General features: G+C 60.7%; 20 protein-coding genes and 4 pseudogenes. 13 read left to right on the top strand and 11 right to left on the bottom strand.

Annotated elements, in window-relative coordinates:
- Both H3V53_RS36720 and H3V53_RS36715 read left to right on the top strand, forming a co-directional pair.
- Nucleotides 1–797, top strand: a pseudogene (locus H3V53_RS36720) (porin); the annotation flags it as partial.
- A 27-nt stretch (nt 798–824) separates the two neighbouring features.
- Nucleotides 825–1,196, top strand: a complete 372-nt coding sequence (locus H3V53_RS36715; RefSeq protein ID WP_336602013.1) for a BON domain-containing protein — start codon at nt 825–827, stop codon at nt 1,194–1,196.
- A 549-nt stretch (nt 1,197–1,745) separates the two neighbouring features.
- On the opposite strand, the gene H3V53_RS36710 is transcribed toward H3V53_RS36715, so the two are convergent.
- Complete coding sequence (locus H3V53_RS36710; RefSeq protein ID WP_336602012.1) at nt 1,746–2,696, bottom strand: LysR family transcriptional regulator; 951 nt, start codon at nt 2,694–2,696, stop codon at nt 1,746–1,748.
- Between the two features lie 221 nt (nt 2,697–2,917).
- On the opposite strand from H3V53_RS36710, the gene H3V53_RS36705 reads away from it, so the two are divergent.
- Complete coding sequence (locus H3V53_RS36705; protein ID WP_336602011.1) at nt 2,918–3,241, top strand: DUF4148 domain-containing protein; 324 nt, start codon at nt 2,918–2,920, stop codon at nt 3,239–3,241.
- Nucleotides 3,242–3,431: 190 nt separating this feature from the next.
- Nucleotides 3,432–4,121, top strand: a complete 690-nt coding sequence (locus tag H3V53_RS36700) for an SDR family NAD(P)-dependent oxidoreductase (protein WP_336602010.1) — start codon at nt 3,432–3,434, stop codon at nt 4,119–4,121.
- A gap of 363 nt (nt 4,122–4,484) precedes the next feature.
- Here the strand turns inward: H3V53_RS36700 and H3V53_RS36695 are convergent, their stop codons facing one another.
- A complete protein-coding gene (locus tag H3V53_RS36695; RefSeq protein ID WP_336602009.1) occupies nt 4,485–5,114 on the bottom strand; it encodes a glutathione S-transferase family protein in 630 nt (209 codons plus the stop codon).
- 245 nt (nt 5,115–5,359) lie between these two features.
- Here H3V53_RS36695 and H3V53_RS36690 point away from each other — a divergent pair.
- Nucleotides 5,360–6,476, top strand: a pseudogene (locus H3V53_RS36690) (alkene reductase).
- Nucleotides 6,477–6,697: 221 nt separating this feature from the next.
- Nucleotides 6,698–7,630 carry a LysR family transcriptional regulator gene (locus H3V53_RS36685; protein ID WP_336602008.1) on the top strand — a complete coding sequence of 311 codons (933 nt, stop codon included), beginning with the start codon at nt 6,698–6,700 and terminating at the stop codon, nt 7,628–7,630.
- Here the strand turns inward: H3V53_RS36685 and H3V53_RS36680 are convergent.
- The 4 genes from H3V53_RS36680 to H3V53_RS36665 form a co-directional block, all read right to left on the bottom strand.
- The gene (locus H3V53_RS36680) at nt 7,607–8,323 is read right to left on the bottom strand and encodes an SDR family oxidoreductase (protein ID WP_336602007.1); all 717 of its coding nucleotides are present in this window, start codon (nt 8,321–8,323) and stop codon (nt 7,607–7,609) included. The two genes, H3V53_RS36685 and H3V53_RS36680, sit on opposite strands and share 24 nt — an antisense overlap.
- A 91-nt stretch (nt 8,324–8,414) precedes the next feature.
- Entirely contained in the window at nt 8,415–9,086 is a 672-nt protein-coding gene (locus tag H3V53_RS36675; RefSeq protein ID WP_336602016.1) for a peroxiredoxin-like family protein, read from the bottom strand.
- Between the two features lie 46 nt (nt 9,087–9,132).
- Nucleotides 9,133–9,843: an enoyl-CoA hydratase/isomerase family protein gene (locus H3V53_RS36670; RefSeq protein WP_336602006.1), complete on the bottom strand. Its 711-nt coding sequence runs from the start codon at nt 9,841–9,843 to the stop codon at nt 9,133–9,135.
- Between the two features lie 128 nt (nt 9,844–9,971).
- Nucleotides 9,972–10,544, bottom strand: a complete 573-nt coding sequence (locus H3V53_RS36665) for a carboxymuconolactone decarboxylase family protein (protein WP_336602005.1) — start codon at nt 10,542–10,544, stop codon at nt 9,972–9,974.
- Between the two features lie 335 nt (nt 10,545–10,879).
- Between H3V53_RS36665 and H3V53_RS36660 the strand changes: the two are divergent.
- Nucleotides 10,880–11,489: pseudogene (locus tag H3V53_RS36660) on the top strand (tyrosine-type recombinase/integrase).
- Nucleotides 11,490–11,760: 271 nt separating this feature from the next.
- Here H3V53_RS36660 and H3V53_RS36655 read toward each other — a convergent pair.
- Nucleotides 11,761–12,336 carry a TetR/AcrR family transcriptional regulator gene (locus H3V53_RS36655; RefSeq protein WP_054930696.1) on the bottom strand — a complete coding sequence of 192 codons (576 nt, stop codon included), beginning with the start codon at nt 12,334–12,336 and terminating at the stop codon, nt 11,761–11,763.
- Between the two features lie 180 nt (nt 12,337–12,516).
- Between H3V53_RS36655 and H3V53_RS36650 the strand changes: the two genes are divergently transcribed.
- From H3V53_RS36650 to H3V53_RS36635, 4 genes and pseudogenes are all read left to right on the top strand, one after another.
- Nucleotides 12,517–13,926 carry an amidase gene (locus tag H3V53_RS36650; RefSeq protein ID WP_336602004.1) on the top strand — a complete coding sequence of 470 codons (1,410 nt, stop codon included), beginning with the start codon at nt 12,517–12,519 and terminating at the stop codon, nt 13,924–13,926.
- 733 nt (nt 13,927–14,659) lie between these two features.
- Entirely contained in the window at nt 14,660–14,962 is a 303-nt protein-coding gene (locus tag H3V53_RS36645; RefSeq protein ID WP_336602003.1) for a Tim17/Tim22/Tim23/Pmp24 domain-containing protein, read from the top strand.
- A 247-nt stretch (nt 14,963–15,209) separates the two neighbouring features.
- Complete coding sequence (gene gnd, locus H3V53_RS36640) at nt 15,210–16,235, top strand: phosphogluconate dehydrogenase (NAD(+)-dependent, decarboxylating) (protein ID WP_336602002.1); 1,026 nt, start codon at nt 15,210–15,212, stop codon at nt 16,233–16,235.
- Nucleotides 16,236–16,355: 120 nt separating this feature from the next.
- Nucleotides 16,356–16,973, top strand: a pseudogene (locus tag H3V53_RS36635) (SDR family NAD(P)-dependent oxidoreductase); the annotation flags it as partial.
- On the opposite strand, the gene dctP reads toward H3V53_RS36635, so the two are convergent.
- Genes dctP through H3V53_RS36620 form a run of 3 tightly spaced genes read right to left on the bottom strand, consistent with a single transcriptional unit; the run spans nt 16,951 to nt 19,447 of the window.
- On the bottom strand, nt 16,951–17,457 hold the full coding sequence (gene dctP, locus H3V53_RS36630; RefSeq protein ID WP_336602015.1) for a TRAP transporter substrate-binding protein DctP: 507 nt from the start codon (nt 17,455–17,457) through the stop codon (nt 16,951–16,953). The pseudogene H3V53_RS36635 and the gene dctP overlap by 23 nt on opposite strands.
- A gap of 52 nt (nt 17,458–17,509) precedes the next feature.
- Complete coding sequence (locus H3V53_RS36625) at nt 17,510–18,949, bottom strand: MFS transporter (protein ID WP_419539677.1); 1,440 nt, start codon at nt 18,947–18,949, stop codon at nt 17,510–17,512.
- A gap of 24 nt (nt 18,950–18,973) precedes the next feature.
- Nucleotides 18,974–19,447 carry a nuclear transport factor 2 family protein gene (locus H3V53_RS36620; protein ID WP_054925185.1) on the bottom strand — a complete coding sequence of 158 codons (474 nt, stop codon included), beginning with the start codon at nt 19,445–19,447 and terminating at the stop codon, nt 18,974–18,976.
- Nucleotides 19,448–19,675: 228 nt separating this feature from the next.
- Here H3V53_RS36620 and H3V53_RS36615 point away from each other — a divergent pair, with 228 nt between their 5' ends.
- Nucleotides 19,676–20,332 carry a TetR/AcrR family transcriptional regulator gene (locus H3V53_RS36615; protein ID WP_336602000.1) on the top strand — a complete coding sequence of 219 codons (657 nt, stop codon included), beginning with the start codon at nt 19,676–19,678 and terminating at the stop codon, nt 20,330–20,332.
- A 149-nt stretch (nt 20,333–20,481) separates the two neighbouring features.
- On the opposite strand, the gene H3V53_RS36610 is transcribed toward H3V53_RS36615, so the two are convergent.
- A complete protein-coding gene (locus H3V53_RS36610; RefSeq protein ID WP_336602014.1) occupies nt 20,482–21,174 on the bottom strand; it encodes a TetR/AcrR family transcriptional regulator in 693 nt (230 codons plus the stop codon).
- 906 nt (nt 21,175–22,080) lie between these two features.
- On the opposite strand from H3V53_RS36610, the gene H3V53_RS36605 reads away from it, so the two are divergent.
- A complete protein-coding gene (locus tag H3V53_RS36605; RefSeq protein ID WP_336601999.1) occupies nt 22,081–22,617 on the top strand; it encodes a hypothetical protein in 537 nt (178 codons plus the stop codon).
- Nucleotides 22,618–22,699: the final 82 nt, after the last annotated feature.

Raw genomic sequence — 22,699 nt, 5'->3', positions numbered from 1 at the left:
CAGTCCGTACGGCACGTTCGACGCCGGCCGGCAGATCATCCCGATGATCTACGCGATGGCTGAAACCGATGTGCGCGGCGCACAGTACTTCGGCAGTATGCTGACCGCCTGGCTCGGCATCAATCAGGCGGCGGGATGGCCGGGCACCAGCACCAACGCGCCGATCGGCGCGCTCTATGACAGCAATGCGCTCGTCTATAACTCGCCGAAGTTCTATGGCGCATCGGTCGCGCTCGAATATGCGCCGGGCGGCGTGGGCGGACAGTTCCAGGGGGGGCACGCGCGAGTCGGCCGTGCTGAAGTATTCGAACTACGGCCTGAACCTTTCGGCGGTCTACTACAACGGGCACGATACCAATCCGTTCCCGTTGACATATCCTGCCGCGCCCGCCGTGCCCGCAACCGGTCTTGCGAATAACCGCTTCTATTATTTCGGCGCGATGTACACGCTCAGCGGATTCTCGTTCTCCGCGTCGTACGCGATCGGCAAAAATCCGGCGCATAGCAATACCGCGGACTTCGAAATGGCGTCGGGCGGCCTGGGTTATCAATTCAGTCCGCGCTTCAAGGTCACGTCGGGCTATTACTACCTGAAGGACAAGAACAATTCTTCGAATCATTCCAGCGAATTCGCCATTGGCGCGGAGTACAACCTGTCGCAGAGAACCAAGGCTTATGCGCAGGTCGGCTACGTCGACAACAAGGGAACCATGAACCAGACGATCATCTATGGCGCACCCGTCGCGCCGGGTGTGTCGACGACGGCTGCAATGCTCGGCATTCGCCACACGTTCTGATTTTCGATCGGCCTCAACGGAGTACACATGAAAACGATTTATACAGTTGGGCTGGTGTTCGCCGCCTTGATCATTTCGACGTCGATGGACGTGTTGGCACAGCCGCAGTCGGCCAGCACGCCGGCAAGCGCCGCCGACGCATCCGCTACGTCCGCGCCCGTCAGCGGACGGAAGGCGGATCGCGCACTGCGCCGGGCGGTGTACGCCGCCATCGGCAGACACAAAGAGATCAGCGCGGGCAATATCAGCGTGATCGCAAAAAGCGGGGCGGTGACGCTGAGCGGCACGGTCACCGACGCTTCGCAGATCAATCAGGTTGCGGAGATCGCGAAGGGCGTCCCGGGGGTGACCTCGGTGACCAACAAGCTGACCGTCGAAAAGCCGTTGGGCGGGATGTAGAAAAGTTCACGCAACCGGGGGCCAAACGCGAGCGGCCCGCTTAACCACTCACTAGTTGTCGAACAGCGCCGTTTAATGCCGCGGCATCTTTTCGGCGTGAGCGTTCGACCTGCGCGACGCCAAGCCCCAGTCACGCCCGGACGGTCGATGCTGCACCAGTATCGGTCGCTCGCTGTTTGCAGTCGGATGGCCGCCACGGGGGCGAGACACGCACCGGCTCGTGGTGTGCAATTTTCGTCACCGCCAGAATGCGAATGTCGGAAAAACGGCTTAGAACTGCCTTGCGAACGCCGACAGTCGAACGTCGGTCTGGCTGTAGACAAGTCCAAAGATGAGCGAGCGCTATGGCTGTTCCAGTCCGATATCTGCCGTTGAAGGTACAACGACTCGATAGGCAGCTTCGGGTCGACTTCTGTCGGATGCAGTCGGGCCGACGGCAGCGTCTGTGGTCGGCTCACCGTCGGACCGTATGCGGCCAGATCGAGACGTTCTTAGCCTGGTCATAGAAGACCGCTAACGAGGCAGCTTAAACGATCGGTTAACGTCTCCTTACCAGATCGCCGCAGCACTAGCTTGCATCAACGCACAGTTATCGCTCGTGAACCCGACAACGAAGTCAAGAAATGCTCTCGTCTTTGCCGGCACGTGGTGCCGCGATGGGTAGTAGGCGTAAAAGGGAAACCGCTCGTCCGCCCAATCGGGAAAGAGATCGATCAGCCGACCCTCAGCAATCAGAGGTTCGGCGACGAGACGAAGCATCTGGGCAATCCCCGAACCGGCGAGGCATGCGCCTAGCAGCGCGCCGGGGTCGTTGACCGTGAGGCGCCCCTGGGTGTCAACCACGGTGCGTTTGCGCTTGCGGTGGAACTCCCACGGGAACGGCTTGCCCGTCTCCGGGTTGCGAAATTCAAGGCATCTGTGGTTTCTGCTGGCAAGGTCTTCCGGTTTTGCCGGGCGTCCCCAGCGAGCGATGTACGCGGGTGTGGCAACCGTAACCACGCCGGTATCAAGCAGTTTTCGCGCGACCAAAGTCGATGCTTTGGGTTCGCCGAACCGAAGGGCGAGGTCAAAGCCATCCATGACAAGATCGCCAAGATTGTCTCGCGCGATGAACTCGATTTCCAGGTCCGGATGCGCGTCCATAAAGCCATCAAGCTGTTGCCCGAGAATGGTCCGGTAGAAGATGGGATCCAGATTGATTCTCAGCTTTCCGCGCACCGCCGCCGCCCCGCCCGCCGCCGCAGCGGCTGCTTCCTCCAGCCCCGCGAGGTGAGGCATGACCTGCTCGTAAAAACGGCGGCCCTCTTCCGTCAGGGAAACAGAACGTGTCGTTCGGTTGAAGAGCCGTATCTTCAGCCTCTTTTCGAGTCGCGCGATCGCCCGACTAACGCCCGGCGGCGACATGCCCATCGCTGCCGAAGCGGCCGCAAACGTCCCTGCATCGACTACGGCGGCGAACACGCTGATGCCGCCGGACAGCTTCTCGCTACCCGATCTCATGGTTGTGCGGTAAATGCGAATGATTGAATGCGAGCGATCGGCCTGAAGCCGACACGGCAACGCCGCACCGGACAGTCGCACTCGATGCCGATGGCAATCATGCACGATTGCTGACGTAGTGTCACTTATCTAGTGTCATCCATGTCATTTCGTTTCAGCCAGCGTTTCCCGAGAATGCACCTCATCGAGACATTCCACCTCGCCCAAAGAAAGGAATTGCCATGAACATCCGCCTTCTCACCGTTTCCATCGCGGCCGCCGTTTCACTGCCTGTAGCCGCATATGCACAGACCGATGGGACCAGCGTGACCCGCGACGAAGTGCGCAAAGAACTCGTCCAACTGGAGCGCGCTGGTTATCAACCCGGTCGAAACAATCCACATTACCCGGACGACCTGCTGGCTGCCGAAGCGCAGATTTGTGCGGCTGCCGGTACCTATATCGATGCCGTCAACGCAGTGGGCGGCGCGACGGATGGCCTTTCCACATCAGGAAGTCGCGTCAACGCGAAGGTATCGCAGATCGCGCTATTCGCGCATCACTGAGGCGACGTGATGCCACGCGTGCGCCGTGCCATCACCTCGCGTACACGTCGGCCAATCAATGCGTGCGTGAGACCTGTCGTCTTGCTTAAAGCATTCGCAAGCCAGATCGACGAGAGTTCGGCACGCACACGAAGCTATATTCGTCGACGTCAGAGCGACGTCGCTATACGGGTACATAGGAGAGGTTGAGATGACCACAGAAAAAACAGTCCTGGTTGTAGGCGCATCCCGAGGCCTCGGTTTTGCCCTTGCTGAAGAGTACTGTAGAAGAGGTCGGCAAGTGATCGCAACTTCGCGCGGTCAGTCCTCCAGCCTGAAGCAGCTTCAGGAGCGTTATCCGGAAACGCTCGAAATTGAAACGGTCGACGTGGTCGACCTTGGATCTGTCAAGGCGCTCCATTCTCGGCTTGAGGGTCGTAAGCTCGATGTGCTCTTCGTCAACGCAGGGGTCTGTAAAGCAAAAGAGCTCACGCCAGTCGAGGTTAAGGAAAAGGACTTCCTCGATATGATGCTGACGAACGCGCTGAGCCCCATGCGGATCATCGAGATCTTTCACAACTCCGTGATGGAAGAAGGTGTGATCGCTGTCATGTCGTCGGAAATCGGCAGTATCGGCAAGTGCTTCGGGTTCTGGGAGCTATACAGCTCCAGCAAGGCAGCGCTGAACATGCTTATGGCGGCGTTCGCTGCGCGCAATAATGAAGACAAGCGCGCTCTGTTGCTGGTGGCACCAGGATGGGTCCGCACCGAGATGGGTGGACCTGAGGCGACGCTCGAGATCTCGGAGAGCATCCCGCTGGTTGCTGACATGGTAGAGCGCAACGCAGGCAAGCCGGGCCTTCGGTTTATCGATCGCCACGGCCAAATCCTCCCTTGGTAATTCCTCGATGTTGAGCTGCGTTCGCGGCGCCTGTTTTCTTCGATCGTCTGTCGCCATGTACGGCAGCAAACGATCGAATAGCGGGTGTTTGGAGTGACGCGGCCCATCGGCCGAGATAGGTCGGGCTGTGTCAACCCGCTCTTCAATCTCATCGCCGTGAAGCGGCCAGTGGAATCTCGTGCCCTCCCAGAGCGGACATCTTGTCGAGAAGCGATATCGCTTCTGGCCATGTCCGCCAGCGGAATGGCCAGTGCGCCCTTGCGCGGTCTATCCAAAACTGGCTCATCGCTTATGAAACATGATCGAGCAGTTGGCAGGCGTACGATTTCCTGCCGGTCAATGTACGCCAACGGGATCTCCGGTTCACCCATTCGTATTCGCAAGCCGTTCGAGCTTCCCGATTGCCTTCGTCACGGCCGCCCGAGCAAGCATCGCGTCGTGCCAGCGTTGCACATGCGGCGTCTCGTCGAGCGTCAAATTCGGAAAAGCGCGTCGCCATATCCATCCAAAGTGGGCGATATCCGCGATCGAATATTCATCGCCCGCGGTGAATGCTTGCCCGGCAAGAATAGCGTTGAGCAGTTTCAGTTGACGGTTCGCTTCGCTGCAGAAGCGCTCGATGGCGTGTGGCAGCGGCTGCGGTGCAAATTTGAGGAAGTAACCCGACTGTCCGAAGGCCGGGCTCAATCCCGAAGCATGGACGAACAGTTGTTCAAAGGTGCGCGCCCGACGCACCGGCTCTTGCGAGAGCAGCTTGCCGTGCTTCTCGGCGAGATAAACGAGGATGGCTGCAGACTCGGTCAACACAAAATCGCGGTCCTCGGTGGTCAACACAGGCACTTTCCCATTGGCATTCAAAGTGAGAAACGCATCGCTCTTCTGCTCGCCCTTTCGAACGTTGACCGCATGCAGCGTGTAGTCGATTCCTAGTTCTTCGAGTACGATGGGCACCTTGACGGAATTGGGCGTGGCAAATGCATGAACGTGGTACATGGCGTGTGATCCTGAAAGAGAGATGCCGGCTCGGCGTGAGACGAACTGTGCGCGGCATTCGATCTCCGGTGAACTCCGGCCCGAGTGATAGGCGCTATTCCTGCGAGGAATGACCCAGGTCACCCGGCGATCGGCGTATTTCGCTATTCCCCGCAGGAATGACAGCTATCGCCGGTTGCTGTCTTCTGCAGAATCGCGCGTGCACGGAAGATCCACAGGTCTTCTCTCTTTTTCAGGTACGCGCAATGAACCCACTCTTTACTCAAACTCAAGTCGGTCCTTATCCGGTCAGTCACCGCGTCGTCATGGCACCGCTCACACGGATGCGCACCGAAGCGGAGAATGTTCCCGGCGATCTGATGGTCGAGTACTACGCGCAGCGCGCTTCGGCAGGCGGCTTGCTGATTTCCGATGCGACGTCCGTGTCGCCTCTCGGCTTCGCCTATGTGGGCGCACCGGGCATCTACACCGAAGCACACGCACGCGGCTGGAGACGCATCACTGACGCCGTGCACGCGAAAGGCGGGCGTATCTTTCCTGCAGTTATGGCATGCGGGACGACAGGCACATCCTGCCAACATCGGCGGAAAATTGCCGGTCGCACCTTCTGCCGTGCGTGCCTATGAACACTCGGCAATTCACGACGAAAACGGGCGCGTTATCGAGGTCGAGCAGGTCGTCCCGCGTGCACTCGCGCTGGCAGAGATTCACGGTGTGATCGAAGAATTTCGTCACGCTGCGACGCTGGCGAAACACGCTGGTTTCGATGGTGTCGAACTGCATGCCGCCAATGGTTATCTGCCCGACCAGTTTTTGCAGGACGGCTCGAACCATCGTACGGATGCGTACGGCGGCTCGCTTGAGAACCGGGCGCGCTTTCTGTTCGAGGTGATCGATGCAATCGCTTCGGTGTGGAACGCTGACCAGATCGCAGTCCGGCTCTCTCCGGGAAGCTCGTATGGCACGATGTCCGATAGCGATCCACTTGCCACGTTCGAATATGTCGCGCGTCGTCTGGACGGCTATGGTCTCGCGTATCTGCATGTCGTCGAGCCGCGTGTGCGCGGTAACGATGACGTCGCCGCAGTGGCGTGCGCGGTTGCGGCGAAAGACTTGCGGCGCGTGTTCAAGGGCACGATCATCGCGGCAGGTGGCTTCACTGCGGATAGCGCGCATCGCATGATCGAAGCAGGCGACGCCGACCTCGTCGCATTCGGGCGCCTGTTCGTTTCCAATCCGGATTTGCCCGAGCGACTGCGCGTCGGGGCACCGCTGAACCATTACGACCGCTCGACGTTCTATGGCGGCAACGCACGCGGTTACACAGATTATTCCTTCTATAGCGCCGCGCCGGTTGTCTGAACCGGACTGCACGCATCGCAAACCGGCCCCGCTGCAGGATCGTCTGCGGCGGGGCCGCTTGTATTTGCGGATTGCTTCCGTGAACGGGAGTCAGACGATAAAGCCCGATCATCGGCGATTTCATCGCCCCGATGTTCTGACGCGCTAGACTTCCGCCTGTACACATCTCAGCCACAACTTAACCACAACAGGGACTTTCACGGTCCTGGAGAAGCAACGGCATGGACCGGATGGCAGCAATGGAAACGTATGTCAGCGTCGTGGAGGCGGGCTCGTTCTCGGCTGCCGCCAAGCGACTCAAGCTCGGGCAACCGGCTGTTTCGAAGTCGATCGCGCAACTCGAGGAGCGGCTCGGCGTGCGGCTTCTGTTGCGCTCGACGCGCGGCCTCACGCCCACTGATGCTGGTCAGCGCTTTTATGAACACGCGCGGCGCGCAATCGAAGAGGTGGATCTCGCCGAACATGTCGCGCGCGACGCGTCTACCGGCCTATCCGGCGTGTTGCGCATCAGCGCAGCCGTGACTTTCGCGCGGCTGCATATCCTGCCGGCGTTGAAGACGTTTCTGGACCGGCACCCTAAACTGCAGATCGATATCGTACTGGACGATCGCACCATCGATCTGCTCGAAAAAGGCGTCGACGTGGCGCTGCGCATGGGTTCCCTCGACGATTCGACGATGACCGCACGCCACATCGCGCAAAGCCGTCGGCTGGTGGTCGGCACGCCAGCGTATCTCGCCGAAGCGGGCGTGCCGAAGACCCCTGCGGAGCTCAGCCAGCATCAGGTGATCGTGTATTCGTTGCGAGGCGGTGGCGAGTCGTGGGCGTTCAGCCAACAGGGAAAAGAAGTGGCCGTGGTGGTGTCGGGGCGCGTCAGCGTGAGCGCCGCCGAGGGCATGCGTACGACCCTCCTTGGGGGCATGGGCATGGCAATCGCGTCGGAATGGATGTTCTCGCCAGAACTCGCCGACGGCTCTGTCCAGGCGGTATTGACCGACTGGGAATTACCCCCGATCGACCTGTGGGCAGTCTTCCCGGCCGGACGTCTGGTGAGTGCGAAGGCGCGGGCCTTCGTCGCTTTCGTGGAAGAGATCCTCGGTGCCGCAGGCACGGGCAACGACAGCGCACGTTCAGAAAGCGAGCTTGCCGATTGACGCACCACCGTCGACATAAAGCGTCTGACCGGTCATGAAACCGGCCGCGTCGGAAAGCAGAAACGCGATCGTCGCGGCGATTTCATGGGGCTGCCCAAAGCGACCCATTGGCACCGAGGCCAGATAGCGTTTCTCGCCGTCGCTTCCGGCCGGATTGCTCGCGCGAAATAGCTCAGTCTCGGTCGGACCAGGCGCGACGGCATTCACCGTAATACCCGTGCCCGCCAGCTCCAGTGCCCATGAACGCGCAAAACTCACCAGCGCTGCTTTCGCCGCTGCATATGCCGTGCGTTGCGTCATGCCGAGAATCGTCAGACTGGAGATGTTCACGACGCGTCCCCAGCCGCGTTCCTGCATGCCGGGAAGCAGCGCCTGCACCGTTTGCACGGCAGGGTGAAGATTCAGCGCGAGAACGTCGTCGAGATCGTTTAGCGCGACTTCCGCGAGACGCTGCGGCCTGACCAATGCGACGTTGTTCACCACGCCATCGAACGCATGACGTCGCACGAGGTCGTCGAGCACCGCTCCGGTTGCGGCGCGGTCGGCCAGATCGACGCGGACCAGTTCGCCCGGATAATCGCTTGCCTCGCGCGCGAGACCCACCACGTGGTGGCCGTCGGCAATCAGCCGTTCTGTCAACGCGAGGCCAATGCCTTTGGTCGCGCCGGTAACGAGAAATGTACGTTGTGTCATTAAATGTCCTTTAAGAACCGAAGGGAATTGAAGCGCCGCGCCGGGTTCCCCGTCGCGGCCTGGGCAATTGCCTGGCGTTGAACGGCAAGGCTTAGGCGTTGGCCGTCGCCTTTTCAAGAACCGGGAACATGTCCGACGGGTCGGGACGACGTGTGTAATCCGGATTGACCTCCGAATACAGCACAATGCCGTTCTGTCCGATGACGTAACGCGCGGGCATCGGCAAGGTCCAGCTCGGATCGTTATTGAACGCGAGCAGGTCGTTCTTCAGGTTTTTGTACAACTCGACAAGATAGTCGGGCAATGCGAAGCGTAATCCGAAGTCGGCGCCGGTTTGACCGTTCACGTCGCTCAGCACCGGAAAACCGAGTTCATTGGTGCGCACTGACTTACGGCTATTGACCGGCGTCTGAGGAGAAATCGCCACGACGTTCGCACCATAAGCCTGAATTTGCGGCAGCACGTCGTTGATCGCCTGCAATTCGATGTTGCAATACGGGCACCAGACACCGCGATAGAACGTCACCACCAGCGGACCCTTCACCAGCAATGCAGCGGACGACACGTCGTTGCCATCCTGATCCTTAAGGTTGAATTGCGGAGCGCGGTTGCCGGCCTTGATCGCGCGGCCAGCTTGTCCGCTGGCGATCAGTTCTGCCGTGGCACGTTCCATCACCGGATGAATCTCCGCAGGAGCGTTGAATGGCGGCTTGCCAGCCTTGAAGTCGGCTCGGAATGCGTCGAGTTTGTCTTGCAGTGACATGAGTGTTCTCCGTCGAGGGGAATAAAGGAATAAAGGACGGGTGGATTCAGGCGGTGTTCTGCGCTGCTGCGATGCGCGCCACTTCGGCCGCAGTGATGCCTTCGAGCGCAAGCCCATAGCCGATGCCTTCGTCGATCACACGACGCAGGCGTTGAGTCAGTCCGATGCGGGTGTATTTGGTGGTGAGCGGCGGCTGCTTTGCGAGCGTCGCGGCGATGGCATGTGCGCGATTGAGCAGTTGATCCGCAGGCACGATCTCGTTGACCACGCCAAGCGACTTCGCCTCTGCAGCATCGAGCTTTTGCTGCGTGAGCACGAAGTACCGGCCGCGAATGCTGCCGATCATTTCCGGCCACAGCAGATGCACGCCATCATTAGGTGCAATGCCGAACGCCGCGTGTGGCATGTCCTGGAACATGGTATCGGGCGTCGCCACCACAATGTCGCACAGCAGGACGTATTCCGAATGCAGCAGGACCGGACCGTTGAGCGCTGCAATCATGGGTACCTCGATGTCCAGGATGTTCATCAGGATCTTGCGGCCCTCGCGGAAAATCTTGTCGTAGCCACGCGGCGTGAAGAAATCGAAACCCTCCGGCGAGATCGCGTCCATGAATGCGTCGCCGCTTCCTGTCAGGATGACCACGCGGTTATCCGGATCCTCGCCGATCTGATGAAACATATCGGTGAACTGTTCATGCGTGTGTCCATTGAAGACAAGCTTCGCGCCTTCGGTATGGAAACGGACTTCGAGCACGCGCTCCGGTGACGGGTCAGTCGTGCATTGGGATAGGCTTCTTTATAGCGGTCGAACGTGGACATGGCGGTTTCTCGGCGAGCTTGTTTATGGCGCGGACGGGAGCCGTAAGGGCTCCCGGAGACGGCTTAGGCAGCGGCAGCGACAGCGACCGGTTTGGTCCACGCGTTACCGGCCATGAAGTCGTCAAGTTCGGTGTGGACGATGTGGTTCGTGTAGTTGCTCATCACCTTGGTCGCCACGCCCAGGATCACTTCAAGGACGTTCTGACGGGTGTAGCCGGCAGCGAGAAAGGCGTCGACATCCGCGTCCGGGACGAAACCCCGCTCACGCACCACGAGCGTTGTAAAGCGATGCAGCGCTTCCAGCTTTGCATCGGGCAGCGGCGTGCCAGCGCGCAGTGCAGCGATCACACCCGCGTCCATCTTGATCATCTTTGCGAGCGTGCTGTGACCGGCCATGCAGTAGTGACAGTTGTTCTCGAAGTTCGAGGTCAGGTAGACCACCTGCTGTTCGTGCGGTGTCAGCGTGCTCTTCGAGAACAGGTCCCACAGCGCGGCATAACCGGCCAGCAGCACGGGCGACTCCGCCATATTCGCCTGAAGATTGGGGACGAAACCAAAGGCGCGCTTCGTGTCTTCGAGGCTGGCCTTCGAGGCGGCCGGTGCGGTGTCGATTGTGTAGGTTTGGAAGTTGCTCATCGTGTTGCTCCTGTTGGTTGACGGTGAGCAAATGATGAGGGTCAGCGCTTTTTCAAAGAAGGCAGGCGCCGTCGATAACAGTCATTCCAGGGAGGCATAAAGCGAGGGAGCATTAAAGTGAGCGGACGGAGAAACGCAAACGGCTTACGCACCTGGAAGAATCGTTCAAGGCTCGGTCGACTGCCTTCGATCATTCGGCGTTGGCACGGGACGGGCCCGCTTCAACTTCGAAAGCGGACGCACAACCTGCGGGGAGCCATTCGCTGCTTGGAGTCGAAGATTGACCACTCCACCAAGCGCACAATCGATCTCCCTTCGTTGAAGAGGAGATTGTCATGGAAACGCTTACTTCTTCCGGCGCTCGCCGTGTGCCGTGGAACAAGGGGAGGTTGACCGGTCAGAAGCCTCCGTTGAAGCTTCGGGAAATCTGGGGGATTCGAACGAGGCTGCAGATGTCGTCCAACGCCCGCGAACTGGCGATGTTCAACCTTGCGATCGACAGCAAGCTTCGGGCGTGCGATTTGACGCGCTTGCAGGTCCAGGACGTTTGCCTTGGAGGGCATGTGGTCTCGCGAGCGACGTTTATGCAACAGAAGACGCAGCGGCCAGTACAGTTCGAATCACCGAGCAGACCCGGCAGAGTGTCGCGAGCTGGATTTCGGCACGTGGGCTGAAGCCCACCGACTATCTGTTTCCGGGTCGCCTGCACGCGTCCGCGCACCTGTCGACGCGTCAGTATGCACGCATCGTGCATCGTTGGGTCGCATCAATTGGACTTGATGATGCCGCGTATGGCACTCACACGATGCGCCGCACGAAGGCAGCCCTGATCTATCGACGCACCAAGAACCTGCGCGCGGTCATACGAAGCTCGAGAGCACAGTTCGATATCTTGGTATTGGGGTGGACGACGCGCTGGAGATGGCCGAGCAAACCGAAGTCTGATAGCTGTCGGCCGGTGAGCGGGCGCTTGCCGGCCATCGTCGGTCATACAGGCAGCCACTCGTGAAGGCAGTTGAGCGACGGTAACACTGGAAGAAGCGGCCATTGCCGCGCGGAAGCAAACGGCAAAGTGGCCGGCCAATCACGTCGCGCAGCAGTTGGCAACTTCAGGCAACCTCAGCGATTCGGTAGTCGAGGCTATCAATGACGGCTTCGGCCTCAGAACGTTGCGTGTGGAGGTTGATCGCACTCGTCGCGAAGTTCAGAGCACTTCCTATCCGGGCAACAATCCGACCGCCCTGTAACTGCTCATCAAGGTGTCGAACAAGGCGATGTCTGCGCGGCCGCGCGCCATCAGTTGAGCGCCGGCCACTGCGGCGTAAATAGCGCACGCGCGCTCTTGGCTCCCCTCGGCAGTGACGACGCCCGACGCTTCCAAAGACTTACGGAGCCAGGCCACGTTGACGTCAGCAAAAGTCTGCACTTCCTTTTTGACTGCGTCAGGCAGATCGTCATATTCCGCGGCCATAAAGCTGCTCAAGCACATGCGGTTGTCACACTCTAGAGACCGGCGAAACGTCTCCGGGTAACGACGCAAACTGACGAGCGGATCGCTTGACGACGCTGAGAGTTCTTCTAGGGCAACGGCCGCGTCTTCGTAGTATCGTCGCGCGACCGCCGCCGCGAGGTCCGCTTTGCTCGCGAAATGATGGTAGATGCTGGCCGCTTTAATGCCGACCTCCTGCGCGAGTTCTCGAATGTTGAGTCCGGTGTACCCGTGCGCCTGCGCCATTCTTGTCGCAGCCGCGAGGATCCGGTCCCCTGAGCGGGCGATGGCCTCATCAGTCATCACAGCCTTGGTAAAAAATGGTTGACCCGACGCATTGTACCGCTTAAAGTCATCCCTAACAAACGTTAGGTTGATATCTTGGTGTCGCAGGAATAGCGGCATTTTTCTGGCCCATGCACCCTAACTAATGTTCGGTAGGCGCTACGTAATTCGATCAACCGCAACGGCAACGGAACAATCATGACCTCGGAACTGTTCTATCTCGACGCTACCCGTCTCGCTGAACTCATCCGCATGCGCGAAGTCTCGCCGGTGGAAGTTGTGCAGGCGCACCTTGACCGCATCGACGCTGTCGACTCGAAAGTTAACGCCGTTGTTACGGTCGCGCACGATGCGCTCAAAGCCGCCAAGGCTGCTGAAGCGGCTGTGTTGTCGGGTAAGGCTCTGGCCCCGCTGCACGGCGTGCCTTTCACCGCCAAAGATTCGATTGACACGGCCGACGTGGCGACTCAGCGTGGCTCGCCGATCTTTAGAGGACGCATCCCTGGCACCGATGCGACCAGCGTTGCGCGGTTGAAAAGAGCGGGTGGCATCCTCCTCGCAAAAACAAACTTGCCGGAATTTTCATATTGGATCGAAAGCGACAACCTGCTCAGTGGACGATCGAATAACCCGTGGGACCTGGAGCGCACGCCGGGCGGCTCGAGCGGTGGCGAATCGGCGGCCATTGCAGCAGGAATGTCGCCGCTTGGACTTGGCACCGATCTGGCGATCTCCGTGCGCGGGCCAGCTGCTCAGACCGGCATCGCCTCGCTGAAGGCAACTCACGGACGCGTACCGATGACAGGCATCTGGCCGCGCGCTCCGCGCCGCTTTTGGCACGTGGGTCCGATGGCCCGCAGCATTCGCGACCTGGCGCTCGCGTTCTCGCAGCTGTCAGGTCCCGATGGGCACGATGCTTTCGCCAGCGGTACCGTCCCGTTTGATGCCGGCCTGCGTCAGTCTGCGGACCGTCCGCTGCGAGTGGGCTGGATGGTGGGGCCCGGCTTCGGACCAGTCGACCCGGAAGTTGCCGCCACCGTTGAGGCAGCAGCGAAGGCGCTCAAGAACTTCGACATTCTCGTGGAGCCCGTGCGCATTCCTGCGCTGGAGCGCGACTTCGCTCTCGATGTCTTCAACCGCCTGCACGTCATGGAAATGAAGCCGGCTTTCGCCGAAGCAACAGCAGGTCGCGGTCAGGACGAACTCTACAAGATGGCCCAAACGATGCTGGCGTTGCCCGATACGTCGATGAAGGACTATATCGATGCCGAGCAGGCTGCCGAGCGTCTTCGGGACGGATACGCCGAATACTTCCGGACATACGACGCGTTGATCACGCATGTGCTTCCCATCCCGGCTCACAAGCACGGCGTGGACACGTTCGCGATCGATGGTCACTTGGTAGATGCGACTTATCTTCAGGGCGCAACTGTGCCATTGAACGTCACGGGTTTGCCTGGCATCTCAATGCGATTCGGCACGAGCACGGAGGGCCTGCCGATTAACGTGCAGATCGTCGGCAGTTGGCAGGATGAATCAACCATTCTTCACGTGGCGTCGCTGCTCGAATCGGTCAGCCCTGTGCGCGATCTGCATCCGACCATCTGAGTGCCCAGCGATTCGTCCGTCGCGAAAAAGCGGAGATCAATCGGCGATGACAGGTAGCGTCGAAAAATGTTACGCGTCACAGCCAGAGAACGCGACGGATAACCGCTTCCGTTCCGTCAAGAGACCTTCAGTCTCCCGGGGATCGCACGAGCGCACGTCGGTGAGACTGATGCAGTCCTCGTCGTCTGCGATGCCCAGCATCGTAGGAGCACAGTGCCGCCGCCAGGACGGCGGCGCGCCGAGCCGAACAGTCGGGTGGGCGCGACAAGCTGCCAGTAGACAATCGACAAAACACCGTGCGCTGCTCGGCGCGTACAGCGACGCTCGATTCGCTCGTCAGCAAGAGAAGGAAACCATGGCTCCGTTCTCTGGGCACAAACTGCTTCATTCATGCAGGGCGCCAGCGTTATCGCGTCATTTTTCAAACGGGTTGTATATACACGGCTAAATATTTTTTTAGGGCAAATCAGGCGCTCTATTCAACAGTTGTCCGCGAGAGTGCCGGGCCGCACGAAAAGAGGGGGGACGGCGCTGTGCCCAATAAGCAATGGGTGTGCATGTGTAGCATCACGGGCAACGCGCCACGCGCTTTGCGCATGCGTCATGCGCTCCAGGTTGCGACGGACATGTGATCGCGCCGGGCTCGCTTGCGTCGGCGCCGTCAGCGGTTCACATTCAGTTTTAGGGAGTGACGACCGCCGGCCGCTTTGCGCGGGCGACCAGGAGACGGGTAATGAGAAACGACGGACCGCCGCCGCGGCGCGTGACACACGAAAAACAGCTCCGGGTCGGCTCCGGCTTTTTCGGTCGGTTGCTGGCCGTCATCGTCGGCGCGGTTGTGCTTGTGGGGGCTGCGATGCTTTCGTTGATACTGCTCGCAGTGCTGTTCGGGGTGGGCACGATTGTCGCCGGCTACATCTGGTGGAAGATTCGAGAGCTTCATGGACAGCCGCGTGCGTTTAGTGACGACGGCCAGATCGTCGACGTAGAGGTGACCCACAAGGATTCTCGCGTTGGTGATTCTCGGCGCCGCTGACGATCTCAAGGCTATGGTGGGCGCGCCGCCGGCCGCTAGGGGTAGCCAAATCGCCCCGTTACTCTCGGGCAGCGCTGAAGCAAACGCGGCGGTACGCGCCAGCGCGAACGACCGGAACTTTCTCGGTGGGCGCCCGCTAAGAACACGTCATGCGGTCAGGGACTGCGCTCGCGTCGGACGCAATGTCGCGCGTGTCAGGCGGCCGTACGTGCGCCGTTTCGCTCGCAACTAACTTCAGGAGTGGGACATGCAACTTGGAATGATTGGACTGGGGCGTATGGGCGCCGCCATGGTCAGGCGCCTTTCGACGGCCGGTCAGCAGTGCGTCGTGTTCGACGTCCAGCCCGAAGCGGTGCAGCGTCTCCAGCAGGATGGCATTGCCGGCGCGTCGTCGCTCGAAGAGCTGGTTGCGAGGCTACAGAGGCCGCGCGCCGTGTGGCTGATGGTGCCTGCCGCGGTGGTCGACCCCACGCTTGACAAGCTGGTGCCGCTGCTAGAGCCGGGCGACATCATGATCGACGGCGGCAACTCCCATTATCACGACGACATCCGTCGCGGGAACGCACTAGCCGTGAAAAAACTGCATTACGTCGACGTCGGCACGAGTGGCGGTGTCGCGGGCCGCGAACGTGGATATTGCCTGATGATCGGCGGCGAGAAGGACATCGTGAAGCATCTCGAACCGGTGTTCACCGCGCTCGCGCCCGGCGTCGCCGCCGCGCCGCGCACAACTGAACGCCAGCAGGACGATTGCACCGCCGAACAGGGATTCCTCCATTGCGGACCGCTGGGTGCGGGTCACTTCGTCAAGATGGTCCACAACGGGATCGAGTACGGGATGATGGCGGCCTACGCGGAGGGACTGAACATTCTGCGTCACGCGAACGCCGGCAAGGCATCGCGCGAAATCGATGCTGAAACCTCACCTTTGCGCGATCCTCAGTTCTATCAATATGACCTGAAACTTGGGGACATCGCCGAGGTGTGGAGGCGTGGCAGCGTGATCAGTTCGTGGCTGCTTGACCTGATCGCAGGTACGCTGTCGCGCGACGGGGAACTCCGGGAATTCGCGGGAAGGGTATCGGATTCGGGCGAGGGGCGCTGGACCATCGACGCCGCGATCGACGAAGGCGTGCCTGTGCCGGTGCTGAGCGCAGCGCTGTTCGCACGCTTCTCGTCGCGCGGCGAGGCGGACTTCGCGAACCGGGTGCTCTCGGCGATGCGCAAGGATTTCGGAGGGCACACGGAAAAGCCGGACGCTCCGGCCAGTTGAAGCGAGTCGGCGGGAGGGGGACGACGTGCGTTGCAGCCGTGTGTGCGGCGTCAAGCTAACGGTAAGGGAATAACGTATGCGGTGTGCTGCTCATCCCGGTCAGATCGAGGAGCAAACGTCATAGCAGACGATAGTCCGTCGTTCTCTCTCCGCAAGCTGATGCAGGGAGCCGCCGCAGGGATGGCAACGGGCATTAGCAGGAACCACGCTCGCGCAGGACAGCGCAAGCGGTCCCGCCGTGACCGCTGCGTCTCCTACCGCATTGCCGGGTGATCCACGCGGCCTTTATCTGCATCCGCCATTTCCTGAGCAGCAGCAACCGTGGCCCGGTTTGGCAGGCGCGATGAGTCCGCGCCCCGACCATGGCGAAAAAACAGCTATCACGGCGCGGGCCTGCTCGCTGGCCGTAAGGCTTTGATTACTGGCGGGGACTCGGGCATTGGCCGCGCGGTCGCTATAGCGTTTGCGCGCGAAGGCGCCGACGTCTCAATCGTCTACCTGCCCGCCGAAGAGCCCGATGCGCGCGAAGTCGTACAGTTAGTGAAGGCGGCGGGGCGGACGGCGATAGCGATTGCCGGCGATATCCGTAACGAGTCCTTCTGCGTGAGACTTGTGGATACCGCGGTCAACGGCATGGGCGGCCTCGACATCCTCGTCAATAACGAGGGCCGGCTGCAGAGCCACGATTCGATTCTCGATATCACGACCGAACAGTCTAAGTGGACGTTGCGCACCAACCCGTCGGCAGCGCGGGCACGACTTCGCCCCAAAGAATTTGCGCAGGCGATGCGCCTAGAGTCCGGAAGAAGTCGCTACCGTTGCGATCCGTCGTGCGGATTTTCATCGACCTGAATGTGTCCGCGCTCGACAACTCGGTCTTCGCAAAGACGTTCTGCCCCGGCCAGGCGATGGTGAAAAGCAGCTTCTGGTTAAACCTCTTGAATTCCCCGTCGAAATACGGTCGCGCTAACTTCCAGAAGGTCTTCATTTCGTCGAAACCGGACACGAGATAAGGTACGGAGCCCGCGCCCAGTACGGGGGAAGTGCCTACCTGCTGGGAGAACATGAACGTGCCGGTGGGCACGAGGCCGTCACGGATCGCACCGAGCATTTCAGGTCCCTTGAAGCCCAACTGACCGCCAGCATGGACGGTAATCTTCACTTCGTTGTTCGTGGCGGCGGCGACCTCCGTCGCGAACTCTTCCAGCTCCGCGCATGCCATGGGGAATAGCATCGATGTTCCCCTTCCCGCGAGTGATGATGGCGGGCTGGACTCAACGGGGCGCGGTCCTTCTTGGAGCGGCATGAACGCTTGATCTTGAAGCGACGATAGACAGGACGGCGGAAATGGTCAGACTGCCGCCGATGCACATCATTGCGACGACCAGTGCCCTGGCCAGGGTCGTCGAATCCGGTGAAGTCCCCGCGACACTAAAGAAGACGCCGCCGATGACCGCCACTCCCAGTGCTGCGCTGATTTGCAACGCCGAATTCGTGATGCCCGCGATCATCCCGGAACCGGTCGCCGGTGCGCGATTGATAACCGAGCGCACCAGCGTTGGCAGTGCCCAGCCCTGACCGAATCCCAAGAGAGCTACCGCCCCGATCAGCGGAAACTGAGCCGGCATCCGTCCGGGCACGCCGGCCACGAGGGCGGCGAGGAGTATGCAGCCCGCGACCTCGAGCATCATGCCGATGGCGGAGACGCGGTCGCCGAAGAGGCGGATGGCCAGCGGAGTCGTCAGTGGCCCGATGAAGGCGCCGACGCCGAACGGCAGGAAAACCAGCCCTGTCTCGAATGGGCTCATGCCAAGTGCCGCCTGGAGGTAGACGGAGAATGTCAAGAAGAAAGCAGAGACGACGTAAAAGAAGAGGACGCCCGTAAGTCCGCTCATCAGGCCAGGCCTGCGGATCAACTCCACGCTGATCAGGGGCACGCCGCCTCGGCGGGCGTAGGCCATCTCATATCGGCAGAAGCCAACCCCAGCGACGGGGCACGCGATGAGCATTGCGCAGGCCCACCACGGCCAATCCAGCTCCCGCCCTTCGACCAGAGGCACGATGAGCAGTCCGAGCGTGAGCGCGCAGAGCAGCACCCCGATCCGGTCTACAGGTGCCGGGCTGTCACCGCGGACGTCGGGTAGCAACGGCAGCCCGAAGATCAGGACGGCGGCGACGACGGGCAAGTTGATGAGAAAGACGACGCGCCACTCCAGGTGAAGGATGTCCGCAGAGATCAACGCGCCCCCGAGCGCCTGCGCGGCTACAGCGGCTAGCCCCACCGCGGCGCCGTAGAGGCCTAAGGCGCGCGCACGCTCCTTCTCTGGGAATAGGGCGTGAAGGGAGGCCAGTCCTTGCGGCGCCATGGCGGCGGCGCTCAGGCCCTGCAGCACCCGCCCGAGGATCAGTATGGCGGGCGACGATGCGAGGCCGCAGATCACCGATGTCAGTCCGAAGCTCGTGACGCCGATCAGGAAGATCCTGCGCCGGCCGAAGAGGTCGCCTAGCCGTCCTCCTGTGATTAGGAAGACCGCGTAGGCCGCGGCATATCCGGAAATGACGAGTTGCAGCTCCGCAGCGCTCGTGTGGAGAGTGCCTTGGATGGACGGCAGGGCGACGTTCACGATGAAGAAGTCCAGCGGAGGCAGAAATGCGCCCACCAGCAACACCGCGAACGCTGACCATCGACGCGTGGAAGAGGTTGTCATATGCATAAGTCTCGGCGGCCGTGAGCCGCGTCAAGCCGGGCGGCCGAAGCGTTCCGTTCCCGCGATGGGGTGCCAGTTCTGAAGCGGCGTGGCGTAGTGCATGGTGAAGGTGCGCTCCAGGAATGCCCAGCGGCCTTCGCGTCGCTGATAGATGTCGCGGTATTGGCCGCTCACCTGGAGCGCGCCCTGATCGACGTCGTAAAAAAGACAGTCCGCCGCCACCAGGCCGTGGCCGTTGTCACCGTCCACCGTGATCAGGGCATTCGCCATCCAATGATGCATATGGGGCATGCGTTTCATGTTGATGCGTGCTTGCGCCAGGATGGCTTCCAGTCCGTCGGAGTTGCCGTTCGCGCCAAGGTGCAGTCGCGAATCGGGGTGCCAGAGCGCGGCCAGCAACTCGATGTTCATGGTGTCGAATGCCTCGGCGTAGTTACCGATCAGCGCATCGATGGCGAAGCGGCTTTCGATGGCGTCAAGACGTGCTTCTAGTTCTTTGGACATTGGTTTATTCCATACCGAGTGGTACATAAATAACTAAAAAAATGCGGAGTTCGTGTGGTGACCCCGCGCTGCTCCGACTTTACATACCGAGTGGTACACATTTAAAGGAATACGGAAGGCGGTGTCAACCGCTTTCTTGAATGGCCTGCCGTCATGCACGAGAGGTGATGAGTCGGGACTTGCTCCTGAATTGTGTATCGACTAGTATGTATATTTCGACTGAGGGGGATGTCCATGGTTCAGCGGGGTCGGCCACGCACGTTCGACCGCGATGCGGCGATCATTTCGGCGATGCATCTGTTCTGGGAACATGGCTATGAATCGACGTCTTTGTCGCAGTTGAAGGCAGCGATCGGCGGGGGCATCTCCGCGCCCAGCTTCTATGCGGCCTTCGAGTCCAAGGAGGCGCTGTACAAGGAGGCGCTGGAGCGATACATGGAGATTTATGGCAAGGTGACCCGTAGTCTCCATGACACGTCGCTCCCGCCACGGGAGGGCGTGTTCCTGGCGCTGCTCCGGTCGGCAAGGATGCAGACTGAGAGTGGCCACCCGAAAGGCTGTATGGTCGCGCTGGGCGTTGTCGGGGCCAGCTCCACCGGCAGCGAAGCCGTCACCCAGTTGCTCCGTGAGGTGCGCACTCGCACGCGCGCCGGCTTCCGCGCCTGCGTAGCACGGGGCATCAAGAGTGGAGAACTGCGCAGCAGCACCGATCCGGGATCGCTGTCCATCGCGCTCGACTGCTTTTTCCAGGGATTGTCTGTGCTCGCCCGCGATGGTGTGCGGCATGCCGTCATCGAGAAGGCCGTGACCGACGCGATGGGGGTCTGGGATGCCGCCGTGGACCAGCCGATGCCTGAGGAGGTCTGCAAGACTGTCCCGAAGTAGATCAGCTTAGCGCCTGTCGACAAAATAGACGGGGCAGCGCGAGTTCCTTCGACCAGGTGAAGCGCTTGGTGCCGTGCAAGGCACTCGTGCAGACCGTCGAGTCGCCTTGGGCCAACAAGGCGCATCGCTTGAACGGCGCATTGTGCAAGTCAGTGGGTACGCGATGGCGAAGCCTTTCGGTTGCTTGGGGGTTTGGCGACACGGCCGCCGGGACTCTTCGATAGCGCTTTGACATTTGTTTCGTTGCGAACCAACGCACGAATGCCCGCGGCCGCGAAGCGTACGAGGTCCGAATAATGCGCTGTCGACTGCTTTGCGCGGTCCTGTGCGCCTAGTCGCATCGCCCGGCCATTGAGTGCATGGGCCTGCTGCCGCGCTCCGACGGAGAAAAGATACGCCCACACCGCCTGCTCGTGTGCGATGCCAGGCACGACCGTAGGTAGGGCGTCGATGATTCGCTCCGCAATCGGGTCATAGTAAGTCTCGCGGATTCGCCGCGAACGCTCGTCGCTGCCGAGGCTGACCGACGCCACCAGCTGCACGTAAAGTGCCAGATTCACGGCATCCTCGCCATGAAAAATCTCTGACAGCGGCGTGAAGGCGATCGTCAGCACGTCTTCGACGGTGGCGGTGCGTTCGCTCGCGAACAGGTCGTCGAGCAACTTGCCACGGTGTTGATTGATCGCCGACGAGCGCCGCTCGAATACGGCCTCGTAGAGCTTGTCCTTGGTCGCGTAGTGGTAGTGCAGGAGCGCCTGCGCGACGCCCGCTTCGTCCGCGATGTTTCGCATGCTCGCGCCGGCATAACCATGCTCGCCGAACACCCGCTCGGCCGCATTCAGGATCGCGGACAGGCGCGTAGCCGGCGCGCGGTTGGGTTCCTGGGCACCGTTGCCGGCGGAAAACTTCCATAGACGTGTGAGGCGTCGGAAGTCCGGAGCTGGGTGACGTGGTCGCCAAAACGGAACGATATGACTCCGAGTGCAACCACTGATCAGCGTCTTTCCGGCCTTCTTTATGGAGTTCCTCGAGAAACTCTCTCACGGTTACAGCCGTGGACGCATAGCCAAGCGTACGCATATAGTCCTGGTTGGTAATGCCGAAAAGATTCAGTACGGGGCGCGATGCGTCGATTTACGCGCGGAGGCGGAACGCCTTCGCCACGCTCATCATGTCTCCCGCATCAAGCAGACGCCGCCGCCATCGCGCCCGGTGTCGCCAGGTGGCAAGCATGGCTTTGCGAAACAGCTACTGGAGGCTGGTATGCCATTTCTCGGCCCGGAACGTGTGGTGCGAACGCGCTGCGTCTGTTGCGGCGCTCTGCTCCATGTCGTTGCCGCACCGGCCGGCATATCAACTTCCTCAACGATACGCCCTTGTCACACGTGAAGCAGCTCGGTATGGATTCACTGCTCAACGAAGCGCGATGGCGAACGCAGTCAATGGACCAATGCGGACACGGGCAAAAGTGTGAAGATCGACGCAAACAGATGGTATCCACAGTTACGGCGCGACGGCGCATTGCTACCGTGCGTCTGCGTCGGCATGAGCCGGTTCCGTGTCCATCGCCTGCGCGCTGGTCGCGCATCCTCGCGGCGATGCATTCAAGGTACGAATGCATCAATCGGCCTTGATCTCGTACCCGGAACGCGTGTTCAAACGTTTTTGCAGCGCCGAGTCGGTCTTCCCCGTGCCACAAAGGACAGGATGGAGGCTCATCGGCTTGCCATCACGGCTTGTGCCCGACGGTGTCATCAACCGACGCGCACGTGACGGCGCGTCAGGGTGCTGTGTTTCTCACGGCGGGGCGGGACGCGGATGCGTCCACGGGACCGTACAACTATCTTCAGCACCTCAAATTCGCCGTCATGGTGCAAGGCGAGGCGCGCAGGGGTGACTGGAGCGTCTTCGCGGACACGATCTACAACTTCGGGCGGCACGCGAGTTCGGTCAATGCGACGAACGGCCAGTTCCGCCCGGGCGAAATGGCGCAGAGTCTCGAAACCAGTTTTCGCGGCGCGCTGAACCAGATAGGCGCCGGGCGCACGGTCAGGCGACAGTCGGGAAACATTGATGTGGTCGAGGGGATGCGAACAACCACGGCTACAAATGACGACGCTTGCGCACTCACCGCCGTGTCGATAACCCGCGCGCACGCTGCCGCTGCATGCTGTCTGAAACACTCTATACTTTTCTGGCGAGACGCCCGCCGCCAGGTAGGCAGTGCTCTGTGTGAAGCATTCCAGGAGTATCCATCTTTCGGTATTGACTGGAGCAGCACATGAAGAAGTACTTCTTTACCGGCGCCGCGCTGGTCATCCTGACGGGGACTGCGCATGCCCAGAGCAGTGTGACGCTTTACGGCCT

Source organism: Paraburkholderia bengalensis, from assembly GCF_037126505.1.
GTDB classification, from domain to species: Bacteria; Pseudomonadota; Gammaproteobacteria; order Burkholderiales; family Burkholderiaceae; genus Paraburkholderia; species Paraburkholderia bengalensis.
Note: the sequence above shows the minus strand (reverse complement) of the source record. Positions and strands in the feature narration are given on the sequence as shown.

Excerpts from the sequence above, each read along its gene's own strand:
- H3V53_RS36715 (WP_336602013.1), top strand. The coding sequence starts at position 825 with ATGAAAACGATTTATACAGTTGGGCTGGTGTTCGCCGCCTTGATCATT.
- H3V53_RS36710 (WP_336602012.1), bottom strand. The coding sequence starts at position 2,696 with ATGAGATCGGGTAGCGAGAAGCTGTCCGGCGGCATCAGCGTGTTCGCC.
- H3V53_RS36705 (WP_336602011.1), top strand. The coding sequence starts at position 2,918 with ATGAACATCCGCCTTCTCACCGTTTCCATCGCGGCCGCCGTTTCACTG.
- H3V53_RS36700 (WP_336602010.1), top strand. The coding sequence starts at position 3,432 with ATGACCACAGAAAAAACAGTCCTGGTTGTAGGCGCATCCCGAGGCCTC.
- H3V53_RS36695 (WP_336602009.1), bottom strand. The coding sequence starts at position 5,114 with ATGTACCACGTTCATGCATTTGCCACGCCCAATTCCGTCAAGGTGCCC.
- H3V53_RS36685 (WP_336602008.1), top strand. The coding sequence starts at position 6,698 with ATGGACCGGATGGCAGCAATGGAAACGTATGTCAGCGTCGTGGAGGCG.
- H3V53_RS36680 (WP_336602007.1), bottom strand. The coding sequence starts at position 8,323 with ATGACACAACGTACATTTCTCGTTACCGGCGCGACCAAAGGCATTGGC.
- H3V53_RS36675 (WP_336602016.1), bottom strand. The coding sequence starts at position 9,086 with ATGTCACTGCAAGACAAACTCGACGCATTCCGAGCCGACTTCAAGGCT.
- H3V53_RS36665 (WP_336602005.1), bottom strand. The coding sequence starts at position 10,544 with ATGAGCAACTTCCAAACCTACACAATCGACACCGCACCGGCCGCCTCG.
- H3V53_RS36655 (WP_054930696.1), bottom strand. The coding sequence starts at position 12,336 with ATGACTGATGAGGCCATCGCCCGCTCAGGGGACCGGATCCTCGCGGCT.
- H3V53_RS36650 (WP_336602004.1), top strand. The coding sequence starts at position 12,517 with ATGACCTCGGAACTGTTCTATCTCGACGCTACCCGTCTCGCTGAACTC.
- H3V53_RS36645 (WP_336602003.1), top strand. The coding sequence starts at position 14,660 with ATGAGAAACGACGGACCGCCGCCGCGGCGCGTGACACACGAAAAACAG.
- gnd (WP_336602002.1), top strand. The coding sequence starts at position 15,210 with ATGCAACTTGGAATGATTGGACTGGGGCGTATGGGCGCCGCCATGGTC.
- dctP (WP_336602015.1), bottom strand. The coding sequence starts at position 17,457 with ATGGCATGCGCGGAGCTGGAAGAGTTCGCGACGGAGGTCGCCGCCGCC.
- H3V53_RS36625 (WP_419539677.1), bottom strand. The coding sequence starts at position 18,949 with ATGCATATGACAACCTCTTCCACGCGTCGATGGTCAGCGTTCGCGGTG.
- H3V53_RS36620 (WP_054925185.1), bottom strand. The coding sequence starts at position 19,447 with ATGTCCAAAGAACTAGAAGCACGTCTTGACGCCATCGAAAGCCGCTTC.
- H3V53_RS36615 (WP_336602000.1), top strand. The coding sequence starts at position 19,676 with ATGTCCATGGTTCAGCGGGGTCGGCCACGCACGTTCGACCGCGATGCG.